Annotated in this window: 12 protein-coding genes; 6 read left to right on the plus strand and 6 right to left on the minus strand. The window is 46.3% G+C overall.

The features are described 5' to 3' along the window. Positions 1–13 precede the first annotated feature (13 nt). Complete coding sequence (locus ACJJIB_RS07200; RefSeq protein ID WP_444885689.1) at positions 14–3,178, plus strand: efflux RND transporter permease subunit; 3,165 nt, start codon at positions 14–16, stop codon at positions 3,176–3,178. A 110-nt stretch (positions 3,179–3,288) separates the two neighbouring features. After that, positions 3,289–3,900: an NUDIX hydrolase gene (locus ACJJIB_RS07205; protein ID WP_252085055.1), complete on the plus strand. Its 612-nt coding sequence runs from the start codon at positions 3,289–3,291 to the stop codon at positions 3,898–3,900. Positions 3,901–3,961: 61 nt separating this feature from the next. Here the strand turns inward: ACJJIB_RS07205 and ACJJIB_RS07210 are convergent, their stop codons facing one another. Continuing rightward, the gene (locus ACJJIB_RS07210; protein WP_444888365.1) at positions 3,962–4,465 is read right to left on the minus strand and encodes a nuclear transport factor 2 family protein; all 504 of its coding nucleotides are present in this window, start codon (positions 4,463–4,465) and stop codon (positions 3,962–3,964) included. A 215-nt stretch (positions 4,466–4,680) separates the two neighbouring features. Between ACJJIB_RS07210 and ACJJIB_RS07215 the strand changes: the two genes are divergently transcribed. Continuing rightward, positions 4,681–5,721, plus strand: a complete 1,041-nt coding sequence (locus ACJJIB_RS07215; RefSeq protein WP_444888366.1) for a helix-turn-helix transcriptional regulator — start codon at positions 4,681–4,683, stop codon at positions 5,719–5,721. Between the two features lie 113 nt (positions 5,722–5,834). On the opposite strand, the gene ACJJIB_RS07220 is transcribed toward ACJJIB_RS07215, so the two are convergent. Next, positions 5,835–6,707 (minus strand): LysR family transcriptional regulator, encoded by an 873-nt coding sequence (locus tag ACJJIB_RS07220; RefSeq protein WP_444888367.1) that lies wholly within the window; start codon positions 6,705–6,707, stop codon positions 5,835–5,837. Between the two features lie 114 nt (positions 6,708–6,821). On the opposite strand from ACJJIB_RS07220, the gene ACJJIB_RS07225 reads away from it, so the two are divergent. After that, positions 6,822–7,193 carry a nuclear transport factor 2 family protein gene (locus ACJJIB_RS07225; protein ID WP_444888368.1) on the plus strand — a complete coding sequence of 124 codons (372 nt, stop codon included), beginning with the start codon at positions 6,822–6,824 and terminating at the stop codon, positions 7,191–7,193. Positions 7,194–7,437: 244 nt separating this feature from the next. Next, on the plus strand, positions 7,438–8,082 hold the full coding sequence (locus tag ACJJIB_RS07230) for a hypothetical protein (RefSeq protein ID WP_252085059.1): 645 nt from the start codon (positions 7,438–7,440) through the stop codon (positions 8,080–8,082). Between the two features lie 393 nt (positions 8,083–8,475). Here ACJJIB_RS07230 and ACJJIB_RS07235 read toward each other — a convergent pair whose 3' ends face one another. From ACJJIB_RS07235 to ACJJIB_RS07250, 4 genes are all read right to left on the minus strand, one after another. Next, positions 8,476–8,979: a nuclear transport factor 2 family protein gene (locus ACJJIB_RS07235; RefSeq protein WP_444888369.1), complete on the minus strand. Its 504-nt coding sequence runs from the start codon at positions 8,977–8,979 to the stop codon at positions 8,476–8,478. Between the two features lie 36 nt (positions 8,980–9,015). Then, the gene (locus ACJJIB_RS07240; RefSeq protein WP_444888370.1) at positions 9,016–9,477 is read right to left on the minus strand and encodes a cupin domain-containing protein; all 462 of its coding nucleotides are present in this window, start codon (positions 9,475–9,477) and stop codon (positions 9,016–9,018) included. Further along, positions 9,477–10,352 carry an SMP-30/gluconolactonase/LRE family protein gene (locus ACJJIB_RS07245; protein WP_444888371.1) on the minus strand — a complete coding sequence of 292 codons (876 nt, stop codon included), beginning with the start codon at positions 10,350–10,352 and terminating at the stop codon, positions 9,477–9,479. The genes ACJJIB_RS07240 and ACJJIB_RS07245 overlap by 1 nt, the downstream gene beginning before the upstream one ends. Before the next feature lie 95 nt (positions 10,353–10,447). After that, entirely contained in the window at positions 10,448–10,987 is a 540-nt protein-coding gene (locus ACJJIB_RS07250) for a DoxX family protein (protein ID WP_444888372.1), read from the minus strand. Between the two features lie 397 nt (positions 10,988–11,384). Here ACJJIB_RS07250 and ACJJIB_RS07255 point away from each other — a divergent pair, with 397 nt between their 5' ends. Beyond that, complete coding sequence (locus ACJJIB_RS07255) at positions 11,385–12,170, plus strand: SDR family NAD(P)-dependent oxidoreductase (RefSeq protein ID WP_444888373.1); 786 nt, start codon at positions 11,385–11,387, stop codon at positions 12,168–12,170. Positions 12,171–12,237: the final 67 nt, after the last annotated feature.

A 12,237-nucleotide genomic window follows, 5' to 3' on the forward strand; every position in this document is an offset into this window, starting at 1 on the left:
GCTTAGCGAATTTATGATCAGTGCCTTTTGCATACGGCGGCCCCGTTTCGCCTTTGTCATCTCCATACTGATCTCTCTTGCGGGTATTCTCTCGTTGCCATTATTACCGGTGGCGCAATTTCCAGAAATTACTCCAGCCACAATAAACGTCGCAGCCAATTACGCCGGGGCCAGTGCTGAAGTTGTGCGCGATAGTGTTGCTGTGCCCATCGAATCGCAAGTGAATGGCGTGGAAGGCATGGATTATATGTCCTCCACCAGTGGCAACGATGGCTCTTACAGTCTCACGGTAACTTTTAAATCTGGTTATGACGATGATATCGCTCAGGTCAATGTACAGAACCGTGTGGAGCAGGCCACGCCGCAATTGCCAGAGGATGTAAAGCGCGATGGTGTGGTGGTTTCCAAGCAAAGCACCACTTTGCTATTGGTCGTGAACTTATTTTCTCCTGAGCAGAAATTCGATGAACTTTTCCTAGCCAATTACGCAGAAATTTATTTGAAGGATGAGCTGGCGCGCGTATTGGGTGTGAGCAGCGTAGTTATTTTTGGCTCGCGCAATTACGCCATGCGCCTGTGGCTGGACCCGAATAGGATGGCGTCCCTGGACGTTACCACCGAGGATGTTATCAGCGCGGTACGGGCACAAAATGTGCAGGTAGCGGCTGGGCAGATTGGCTCGCCGCCCATTCGCAAGGACCAGCAATTTCAATACAACATCCTGGTGCAGGGGCGCCTGGTGAATCCCAAGGAATTTGAGGAAATTACTATTCGCGCCAAACCCGATGGCGCCATGGTAAAAGTGAAAGATGTGGCGCGGGTGGAATTGGGCAGTGAGTCCTATTCCTCCTATGGGCAATTGGATAACCAGGCTTCGGCAGTGATCGGCGTTTATCAGTTGCCGGAAGCCAATGCCATTGAAGTGGCTGACGGCATCAAGGCCAAGGTCAAAGAGCTTTCCCAGCGTTTTCCAGATGGCCTAAAGGCAGAGATCCTCTACGACACCACTCTGTTTGTTCAGGCCTCTATCAAAGAGGTGGTGCAGACACTATTTATTGCCCTGATCTTGGTGATCGCGGTGGTCTTCCTGTTTTTACAGGATTGGCGCTCCACCCTGATCCCCGCTATTGCCATCCCTGTTTCACTGGTGGGCACTTTTGCATTGATGCTGGCGTTTGGTATGACTATTAATACCATCACCTTGTTTGCGCTGATTCTGGCCATTGGCATAGTGGTTGATGATGCGATTATTGTGGTGGAAAACACCCAGCGACTGATGAGTGACGGCCTAACGCCAAAGGAGGCTGCGTTGCAGTCTATGCGTGAGGTTACTGGGCCGGTCATTGCCACTACGCTGGTGTTGTTTGCGGTGTTTGTACCGGTCATGTTGATGCCGGGTATCACCGGAAAAATGTATCAGCAATTTGCGGTTACTATTTCTATGTCGGTCGCGATTTCCTCCCTTAATGCGCTTACCCTGAGCCCGGCACTTTGCGCCAGTATTTTAAAAGTGGGTAAGGAAGGCGAAGTTGCCGGAGTGAAAGAGACCGGGGTATTTGGTTTTTTCAACCGAGGGCTGCATCGCTCCACCAATTTTTATGTGGGCATGGTAAAAGCCTGCGTAAAGATTCCGCTAATCGGAATTATCTCCGTTATCGGTATTTTCCTGTTGGCCTTTTGGTTGTTTAGTAGTATCCCCACTGGCTTTATCCCTGATGAGGATCAGGGCACGTTTATGCTACATGTGCAATTGCCGGATGGTTCCTCCCTGGAGCGCACTGGCCCGGTGGTGAATCAGGTTACAGACATATTATTGGAAGAACCCGGTATGGCCCATGTGGTGGGTGTGCCCGGCTATAACCTGCTTACCAACAGTGTCTCATCTAATACCGCAATGATGTTTGCGGTGTTAAAACCCTGGGATGACCGCACCAGTGAAGAGGATCACCAGTTCGCCATTATGCAGCGGGCACAGAAAAAACTGGCGCAGATACCCAACGCACAGATTATGCCTTTTGTCATACCACCCCTGCCGGGTATCGGTACCGTGGGAGGGTTTGAATTTGTGCTGGAGGATTTGCAGGGGCGCAGTATTACAGAATTATCACAAGTAATGATTGATCTGCTGGGTGCGGCCAATCAGCGATCGGAAATTTCCCAGGCCTTCACCAGTTTCCAGGCGGCTACCCCCCAGTTGGAATTAAAGATCGATAAAGAAAAAGCGCACGTACTCGGTGTGCCGTTGCCAGAGGTTTATTCGACACTGCAGACTTTTCTGGGCGGATATTACATAAACGACTTTAATTTATATGGCAAAGTATTCCGAGTGATCGCCCAGGCAGATGCGCAGTTTCGCGATGACGAACAAAATCTGGCGGGCTTCTATGTGCGCGCCAACAGTGGTGGTCTGGTGCCGATTACCTCGGTCTCCACTATTGAGCCGGTTGTGGCACCACAAACTATCACCCGCTACAACCTCTATAACAGCGTGACGATTAATGGCGCTCCAGCACCGGGTTACTCCAGTGGTCAGGCCATGGATGCCATGGAGGAGCTGGCCTCCAGGCTGCCGGAAGGCTACGGCTATGAATGGACCGGGATCAGTTTACAGGAGGTTACCTCAGGCAATCTGGCTCCCATCCTGTTCAGTTTGGCCATAATATTTGTGTACCTGTTTTTGGTGGCCCAGTATGAGAGCTGGAGTATCCCTATTGCGGTGCTCTTGTGCGTGCCTATTGCGATTTGCGGTGCCATGTTGGTGGTGTGGCTGGCAGGATCTATCAATAATCTCTATACCCAGATCGGTTTGGTATTGTTAATTGGTATGGCGGCGAAGAGCGCAATTTTGATTGTTGAATTCGCCTGTGTGGAACGGGATAAAGGCAAGTCTATTGCCGAGTCTGCGATTTCAGCCACCCGCCTGCGTTTCCGGGCAGTATTGATGACGGCTATGTCGTTTATTCTCGGAGTGATACCGTTGCTGGTAGCCACAGGCGCGGGTGCCGTAAGCCGTATTTCCCTGGGGTTGGTCGTGTTTGGCGGTATGCTCGCAGCCAGCCTGTTCGCCACTTTACTGGTGCCTGTGTACTACGCGTTGGTGCAGGCGCTTCGTGAGAAGCTCAAAGGGGGCTATACGCCCCAGTCCCAGCTGGATGCAGCTTCGGCTGAGCGGCAGTAACTGGCTGGGAGCCGCAAATGGAGATTGCGGTATACAGCTCGGTGTTATCACCGGGAATCAGTATGATGAACTTTAGGGAGCCTTTGTTGTATGAGGCGGGATAAGTGGATATGTTATCGATTATCGAAAAGAAAATTTCCCAGCAAATAGAAGAGCTGGAGGCTGGCGTACCAACAGGGCCAGAATTGTATGGCCATGCCGCAGTGTTGATTGCACTTACCGAAGAGCCAGACCCCCATGTAGTGCTGACTAAGCGCGCCGATACACTATCTACCCATTCCGGAGAAGTTTCCCTACCGGGCGGGCGTTGGGATGCCACTGACCCCTCCCTGCAATATACCGCCCTGCGCGAAGCTCAAGAGGAAGTGGACCTGCCTATGAATCAGGTGCGGATGCTCGGCCCTCTGTGGCCGCGCACTACTCGCTGGCAGGTACATGTCACTCCCTGGGTGGGGGTGATCTCACCGGATACCCATCTCAGGCCCAACCCTGGTGAGCTGGATGCAATTTTTCGTGTGCCTTTGTCGTTTTTTCTTGACGATCCCCGTATCCGCACTGACCGAATCACTATCGATAATCAAGCTATTTATCTACCCGCCTACCAGTTTGGCGACTATGAAATCTGGGGTTTTACTGCCGGAGTATTAACCGAGTTCCTGGTAAGAATACTGGGCGCTTCTATTGGGCGCAGGGATGATGTGCCATTACGTACATTGAATTAGCCCTGCTCCAGAGGAATATTTCACGGATTCGGATTTTTTGATACTCGTTATATTGGTAGCTTTAATCTAATATCAGTTCACCCAAGTCTTTCCAGGCATCCTCTAAAAGACTTAACTGGTCACGAGTATTGGGATCAGCAGTAAGTATGGGAAAATCAGGATCATTCGGTAGCTTAGCAATAACGCCACGGCGGCATTGAAATAGCCAGCTGCCGTCTACCTTGACTAATTCATCATGGTATTCTGCGGCTACGGCAACGCGATAACCAGAGCGAGTCACTAAAATAAATACTGTAGTGGCTTTGCCTGAGGCAGATTGCCCATCTTCTGAAATATGATGTAATGGCGAACAGGTAATATGCCGGCTACCCAGTTTGTTGTGGATGACTGCATAGCGCTCTAGTTTTTCCCTTCCTCGGATTACTCGATTGCCATGCTCGAAGCGACCGTCAAGTGTAAAAAGTGACGCCCAACCTCGGGCATCACAATTATCGATAGTTAAAGTGTAGCGAGCAAGTAGGTCGCTAATTGCGAATCGGTCTCTGAATAGCTGAAGTTCACTCATCATTTTATCCACTGATTATTTCGTTTCACTATTTATGAAAATAGCTCCTAAGCCGTGTTTCTGGAGATCACTTACAGGTGCAGCTTCTCCAGCCTGTACCCTGGTGTAGAAAAAATTAGGATGCCGCCGAAATAACTTTGGGGTACAAAGAGGCTTTCAAAAATCTATTATTCTTGCTTAATACCATAAATGGGCAGCTTAAGGATAAGCATGTCATGCAGACAGATGTTTCGATGGATTGCGATAAAACTCCATTTTTTGACTGGGTGGCCAGGACAGATGATTTTGTAGTTAATGAACGCTGGCGCCGCTGGAAGGAGCTGATGGAGGCTGGTCTACCCTACCGCTGTGAATTGTTGCTCAAGTCTCATCATAACAGCACGTATTATGGGGAATTTGCAGTATCTTCCAATCCTGAAACGGGAGATTCATTTGCTCGAGCCTGCTTCTCTGGGAATTCTTTCCATCGAGCAAGCAATCACTTGAGTGATGGCTATGCCAATTATACATTGATATATCTTTTATCTGGCCGTGGTGCTATACAGCGTGGGAGTTATTTTACCCCGATGAATCCCGGTGGACTCTACTTGGTTGATCTGGCGCAGACAATTACTCATGATTTGGTTCATGAAAGTCGCTCGCTATTGTGTCGCATTCCCCGTGAGAAGCTCGAGGGGTTTCGTTCAGGTCCCAAGGATAACTGTCCTCTGACCATAGATGGTAGCAGTGGTCCCGGCCTCTTATTACGCAATTATCTTTTGCTGTTTCCCCAGGCCAAACAGAGGTGCACCTTTGCTTCTTCCAGCTTTCTCTTTAATCCGATAGCCGAATTAATTATTGCCTGTATCCAGGAGAGTCGTGGCAATTTGCAGGCGGAGTCGGAAACTCCGAGTCGCTTAAAGTCTATTTTTCAACAGGCTTGCAGGCTGATTCAAAAACACTGTTGTGACTCGGATTTGTCCGCGCCACAGCTGGCAGCGTCATTGGATATCTCAACCTCCTATTTGCATAGAGCGCTGCGTTTTCATAATACCTCTTATATTAACTTGGTGAGACGTGCCAGGGTGGAGGCCGCATCCGCACAGTTATTGGCTGCCGGGAAAAATGCAAGTATTTTACAGGTGGCGTTCAATTGTGGATTTAACGGCACCAGCCAGTTTTCCCGGGCATTCAAAGAGGAGCTGGGTCTTAGCGCTTCTGAGTTTGTAAAGCGCTCTTTTGTGGAGCGGGAAAGAACTCTGGCACTTGAAAATTGACCCTATCTTTAGGGGTTTTTCTTTTCATTTATAATGAATTTTATCGGATACTAAGGCTAAGGTCCTACCTGTGTTCAATAGCCCCTCAGTCGAAGATAACTCGGAGGCTAGTGTTAAGATGATATTAATCTTCTCAAAATCTTGACGAAATGTTGAACCTTTGGCGGAGGCCTTTTAGAAAAAAGGTGCATATAGTGAACGGGAGTTGAAGCTATTGTGACTAGATGCCTTAAGGAATCTTCTCTAACCAATTTTTCTGCAACAATGTCTGGTAGTCTTGCAACCCCTAAACTCATTGTTGTCATTTGTAAAATGTTATGTAGTGAGTTGCAGCGTATCTTGGGAATAACTCGAATCTCTTTTTTACTACCCAGCTGATATTTCACCGGGGTGCCTTGCCAATCATTGATGATATGTTGCCAGTTGCGTAATTCGGTAAGATCGTCAGGTATTCCTCCCTGTTGCTCTATATATCCTCTACTCGCATAGAGGCTTTCCCGGAGTATTCCCAGCTTTGACACTTTGGCGGATTGCATATCCAGGCTGCCTACACGAATTGCCAGGTCTACTTGGGAATCAATCAAATTCATTGGGGCATCATCCGCCAGTAATCGAACCCCCAGCTGTGGATGCTGCTCGTTAAGCTGTCTAATTGCAGGGACTATAACCGGCTCGCAGAGCGCGTGGGGAGCTGTGATTGTTAGTGTGCCCGAGAGTTCCTTGTTATTACTTTTTAAATCGGCCAGGGCGTTGTTGTAGATATCCCGGATCTCGCGACAGTGAGCGTAGAATTGGGTTCCTGTCTCCGTCAATGAAAGCGAGCGGGTGCTCCGGTAAAGCAACCTTGTACCGAGATCTTCTTCCAATCTAGTCACTGCCTGGCTAATTGCCGACTTGGTACGTACCAGCTTGTCTGCTGCGGCAGTAAAGCTGCGGGCCTCAACTACGGCTAAAAATATCTGCATGTCCTCTAGACTGGGTTTCATAGTTTAATTTCACTAAACACTAATTTGATTGAATGTGTATTTATCACAGGCGGTGCGTTAGGGCAATATGCTTATGGAAGTTAAAGATCAAGCCTTTATCAAGAGGAGTTGGATATGAACAAAGTACTTATTGAGAAAACTATTGTGGCCAGCGAACAGTGGAAGTCGTTTTTTAATCAAGGGAATGCTGAGGGCTGCGCTTCAATGTATGAACAGAATGCTCAAATAAATGCCAGGCCGTTTGGTGTATTTCTAGGTCGGGAGCAGATAAAAGCTTTCTGGCAAAACCTAGTGGCTCAGGGATTCTCTGATGTGGCTTATCAGGATACCGAGATTGAGGTAGTTGATGGTTCCTCAACAGTTCTTACCAGTAAGTGGAAGATGAACAATGCGCAAGGAGTTATCACTCGGGAACTATGGGTCCTGCAAGAGGATGGAACCATGCGCCTGTGCGAGGATGACTTTGAAGCTATAGAACCAAGCTGAAGGTAACAGTATAAATACTTCTGATTTTCGCTGCTAACTAGCAGTATCGCCAACGCTCGCTGGCCAAGAATTTTTGGCCAGTTTTAATGATAGTTATTTTATAGATATTTAATGTAACAAAAACAGATCCACCCTCGACTAAACGGTGCCTTTTCAATTAAAGGGTGTGTAGATTTCTTTGAGAAATAAAAAGAGCAGTTTTTAATTTTTTAATTAAATTGGGTTAACGTAAAGGATATACAAGATGCCAGAATATCATCATAAGTTTCAGTGTAATAAGTGTGGTATTTTTGTGGTTGAAAACGGTTCTCCGTTGCCTCCTCCGGTGATGGAACATGCCTATTACCATGCCCATAATGTTATCAGTCAGTTTGGTCCTATCTATAAGGGGATAGCCCCTAAGCGCCGGCCAATGTTGCACTGCCAAAAATATGTTAAATATATTCAGACGGTACCTAAGGCTGGTTCTGCCCAAAATTTGGGAAATCAGGCCGTCAATAAAGTTAGAACACTAGCCAGGGACCGTGGCGGAAATGGTTCGAACACACCGAGTATGGTAGCAGTTATGTACGACAGTGTATTAGAACAGTGGTTTGAAGGATCAACAGGGAATGGAACCAGTCGAGGATATATCCCGAATACGATTTGGAACACTATTCCGGCAGAATTGGATGTAGACCGATATATCTTTGGTCGAACCTGTGCTGAGGTAGACTGCCTGAGAAGGGCATTCAGTCAGCGGCGTAAATCAGGAGAAAACAGTCAATCTATCAAAAATAGTATTTTTGCGGCTCGTCAGCCCAATAAGCACAAAGGGAAATCGGATAGAAGGCCTCCTTGCGGTGCATGTAAGGCATGGATAGCCAGAGCTGGGGCTAAAGCATATTAATTCTATTATTTCGTTATCGAGACATTGCAGCTTAGCGTAGTGAGTGGGGGCAGGTCATCAATGTGTTTCTACTCGCTGCACTAAGTGTACTGACGGATGCGCAATTGAAGCCCTATTTCTAGTCAATGATTAGACCTCTGAGGCTGGAGTGGGAGGCTTTATTTATTATATTCACTGAATTTAGGCAGATTACAATATCAGAGCCAATTGCGTTAAGCCTGGATAGATACTGATTGAAGTGATTATCTCTCCACAGGGCAAACATAGAATACAGCAAATCTTATTTATGTTTTGGTCAGGTGCTGAATCATTGTTTTCTTGTTGATTTTCCATATTCTTGCAGTATGGCTAGTGCTCGTGTAACTGTCATAGGGGCTTCGACAATTGGTGCCATCAATGCCTGATGGGTTCGCCCAGTTGCTGCCATGCATCTAATAAGGGTTTTATTACATGTGCAGTTTGATGATCTGCATTGAGTAATGAAAATTCTGGATCTTCCGGTAAACCAGAAGCGATGGCACTTCGGCGCAGGAATAGCCGCTCACCATTAACCTTCACAAGTTCATCGTCATACTGGCCCGCCATTACCACGCAATAACCCGTGCGATTTGCTGCAATAACCACTGTGGTTGCTTTTCCCTTGGCGGTCGCCCTATCGAGAGAAACAACATAAAGATATGAAGACGTGATATGTTGGGTACCCAAACGGCTGTGGACAAGCAGGTATTCATAAAGTTTTTGCCGCCCTTTAATCATCAAACTACCGTTTTCAAAGCGACCATTTTCGGTAAATAGCGAGGCACAGGCCTTGGCGTCGTGATTATCTATAGTGAGAGTAAACTTTGACAGCAAATCGAAAATTGCCAGTTTCTCATAAATAATATTCTCATCCTCCATAATAATTTATATGTTCTTTCTATATAGCTATGGTATTTAGGGGCAGAACTGGCTTTCAGGAATTGAAAGAGGGGTGTTGACAGAAAGTATCAATACCTTTGTCGATTCTTTGGAGGATGGGTTAAGCGCTTTGTGACCCTGTTGATTTAACGGCACTCCCTCCAGTGGTAAATCTCCACCAAAGTGCACATCACCTGGTTGGTAGGTTACACAAACCCCATCTTTTGTTGTTGTTCTCCATCGGCCGGATAAGGTAATGACCCATTGTGGACTGGGGGTTGGGTGAAAATCACTTTCCCAGCTGGGAGGTAAGATGGCAAACTCACTGTTTATTACCTCTGGCAAATCTTTGTAGTGATATTCTGGATTGGGGTTGGAATATTGGATTAATGTAAAGCCAGTTAAATAGTGCTCTGTTGTCCTGGAAATATGACTTTTGTCAGTCCAAAGGTGGTAGTACTTTTGCTGGGTTTCATGGTTTGTTTTCATGTTTTTCATTAAGTTTCAAGATAGTAAATGGCATTATCTGAAGTGGCGTATAGCCTTCCTTCTGCCATTGCTATGTTTACAAAGTTAATATTCTCAGAACTTTCGTAGAGGCACTGCAAGTTTTCTCCTTGTGCTGAACAGGTCATCAACTTATTTAAGCAGGTAAATACTAGCTGTTTGTTCTCTTCAATAATTATTCCATCGATAAAACCCTGTGGGGGTATTTTGATGATTGTTTCTGTTTGAACATTGCTTGACCCACAGCTGAGCTGGAGGGTGAATATAATTTGTTCATGGTTGGGGGCGTAAAAAGGCTTTTCTTTTGTGATACTGCAGTTATCAACTAGAAACAAAGTTTCTTGATTGCGGGAGAGTGCAAGCCCGTGAGGAACAATAAATTCATCGCCCAGGCAAAATAATTGCGATGCTTGTACATCATAGGAGTATAATCCGGTGGGTAATTCGCTTTGTGGTTTAAACCCCTGGTAGTAACCATAATCGGGGTCGGTAAAGAAAAAGTGGGAGTTTGCTTGGACAATCTTGTTAGGTGAGTTAAAGGGTAGTCCTTTAAAGTTATCAACAATAATCTCTCGGCAAAAGCTATTTAAATTTATGCGGCTAATACATCCAGGACTATCATGGAATCCCTGCTCAGCCACTAGCAGGTGATTTTTATCAGCTGCCAGGCACATACCATTAGCCATATTGCTTCGCTCAATTACCGTATGTATAGACCTGTCTTTAAAATCAAAATAACGAATGGCCGATGGAGTTCGATAATCACTTGAAGGTTTGGAGGTGAAATATAATCTCTTTTGCCAATCGACCCATACGAGGCCTTCATGTGCATCGGTTTCAATTAGTGGGTGAAGGCTATATTGCATAGATTTACCCTTTAAGTTTGTTGTTCATTGCTAAAGAGGCCTATCGCCTAGACGCTTGTAATTTTCCAAACCGATAATTTTTTCTTCGCAGTAACTCACTGGCTTAAAAATCTAATAATAGCAGAGCTGGATTTTCTTAAATGTGCATCTAAGGACCACTTTCTACCACCCGTTAACACGAACGATAGGCAGATAAATGACCAAAATAAGGGGTATTCCCATCCACCATAAACGGTTTGCTCTACACCATTAATAACAATGCCGCTAGTATGGTCAGCCCAGGAGAAGCCGGCGAGATAGTGACGCCCTGAAAACAAGGCGATGAGCAAGTAAAGTGACGTTCCTATTGCTGCGAAACGAGTGAATAGGCCAAAAGTGAAACCAATAAATGCGGCAAATGCGCAAAGCCCAGATATAACCACCATGATGCTGGAAAAACCTATAGCTGTGAAATATTGAACGACTTCTTCGTAAGTCTTGGCGCCTAGAAGTCCGAACTTTTCAGCAAAATGGTGAGTAAAGTTAAGCCCAATATAAATACGTATCAGCGCTAGTTGTAAATCAGCGGAGTTGCGGTAAGGCTTTTCCTTTAATTTTTGCATTGAGCTTTCTCTTTTGATTTCTGTCGATGGCATCTAATCTATTTTCCTGAAATCACACTTTTAACGAGGCTTAGTTTTCTTGCGGTCGTATATTTGCATGTCTTTCATATGCTCTTTATGGAGGCATGAAAATATTCTTTGGTCGATTTGTTGGTTGGCATATCGCACGGTGATACTAGGCTTTTATATAACTAACCTAAAATTAAGGAATTTCTTCATAATTCTTTAGGCTGCTTTGAAAGCTAGAAGGCTGATGTTGAAGGTTACAACTGCTGGGTTTCAGCTCTTGTAAAGGCCATTGGCCAGGAGTTTTGTCTAACCTCTACAGCTTTAGGGGGCCACAATAGTATTAAGGAATTTTCCAGAGACTCCTTAACTATAAGTACTCTCTTCATCAATACAGTAATTATCGACTTTGGCAGTGCCGACTATGGGAAAACTAAGCAACAAAGTCGCCATTGTTGTTGGCGGTAATGAAGGTATCGGTGATGGGACTACTCATCGCTTTGCGGAGGAGGGCGCCAAGGTGGCTATTTTGGCGCGCCGCGCTTTGGAGGGGCGAAAGGTCGAGCAGTCCATTCGTTCTTCCGGCGGAGAAGCTACTTATATCCCCTGCGATGTCACCGATAACAAGTTAGTCAGTCAAGCAGTGATGGAGACAATCAGTTGCTACGGGGCAATAAATATCCTGTTTTACGGTGCAGGGACGGGTGCGCCGAATATGTTTCCCTACGAGAGCTTACAGGAGTGGGAGGAGGTTTTTAAAGTCAACTTGACTGGCTGTTTTCTGATGTGTAAAGCGGTTTGGCCCTACCTGATTGGCGCAGGGGGTGGTGCCATTATTAATGTGTCTTCGCTTGCTGCGCAGAGTGCGCCAACCGATACGCAATTGGAGCAGGTTAGTTTCCTGCCATCAGCTTCTTACTATGCCTCGAAAGCAGGGGTGGAAGCCTTTACTCGTTATATTGCCGGAATTGGGGCACGTCACAATATCAGAGCCAATTGCTTGCGGCCTGGGCAGATACTGACCGAGGCGGTTACCTCTCCAGAGGGCAAGCATGTCTTTACTAACTTCTTAGAGCCCGCGCAGATGCTGAAGGGGCCGGGATACCCGCTCGATGTTGCTAATGCTGCTGTGTTTTTGGCGTCAGATGACTCTCGCTTTATCACGGCAGAAACGATTAATGTGGATGGAGGCTTGGTAGCCAAGGTTTGAGATTTGCTGCTCAACTTTTGGTTTAGGGGTGCTGCATCCAATCGGTTTCTGCGATTGAGCGTCTATA

The organism is Microbulbifer mixtoriginis (SeqCode), from assembly GCF_052467705.1.

Excerpts from the sequence above, each read along its gene's own strand:
- ACJJIB_RS07200 (WP_444885689.1), top strand. The coding sequence starts at position 14 with ATGATCAGTGCCTTTTGCATACGGCGGCCCCGTTTCGCCTTTGTCATC.
- ACJJIB_RS07205 (WP_252085055.1), top strand. The coding sequence starts at position 3,289 with ATGTTATCGATTATCGAAAAGAAAATTTCCCAGCAAATAGAAGAGCTG.
- ACJJIB_RS07210 (WP_444888365.1), bottom strand. The coding sequence starts at position 4,465 with ATGAGTGAACTTCAGCTATTCAGAGACCGATTCGCAATTAGCGACCTA.
- ACJJIB_RS07215 (WP_444888366.1), top strand. The coding sequence starts at position 4,681 with ATGCAGACAGATGTTTCGATGGATTGCGATAAAACTCCATTTTTTGAC.
- ACJJIB_RS07220 (WP_444888367.1), bottom strand. The coding sequence starts at position 6,707 with ATGAAACCCAGTCTAGAGGACATGCAGATATTTTTAGCCGTAGTTGAG.
- ACJJIB_RS07225 (WP_444888368.1), top strand. The coding sequence starts at position 6,822 with ATGAACAAAGTACTTATTGAGAAAACTATTGTGGCCAGCGAACAGTGG.
- ACJJIB_RS07230 (WP_252085059.1), top strand. The coding sequence starts at position 7,438 with ATGCCAGAATATCATCATAAGTTTCAGTGTAATAAGTGTGGTATTTTT.
- ACJJIB_RS07235 (WP_444888369.1), bottom strand. The coding sequence starts at position 8,979 with ATGGAGGATGAGAATATTATTTATGAGAAACTGGCAATTTTCGATTTG.
- ACJJIB_RS07240 (WP_444888370.1), bottom strand. The coding sequence starts at position 9,477 with ATGAAAAACATGAAAACAAACCATGAAACCCAGCAAAAGTACTACCAC.
- ACJJIB_RS07245 (WP_444888371.1), bottom strand. The coding sequence starts at position 10,352 with ATGCAATATAGCCTTCACCCACTAATTGAAACCGATGCACATGAAGGC.
- ACJJIB_RS07250 (WP_444888372.1), bottom strand. The coding sequence starts at position 10,987 with ATGCCATCGACAGAAATCAAAAGAGAAAGCTCAATGCAAAAATTAAAG.
- ACJJIB_RS07255 (WP_444888373.1), top strand. The coding sequence starts at position 11,385 with ATGGGAAAACTAAGCAACAAAGTCGCCATTGTTGTTGGCGGTAATGAA.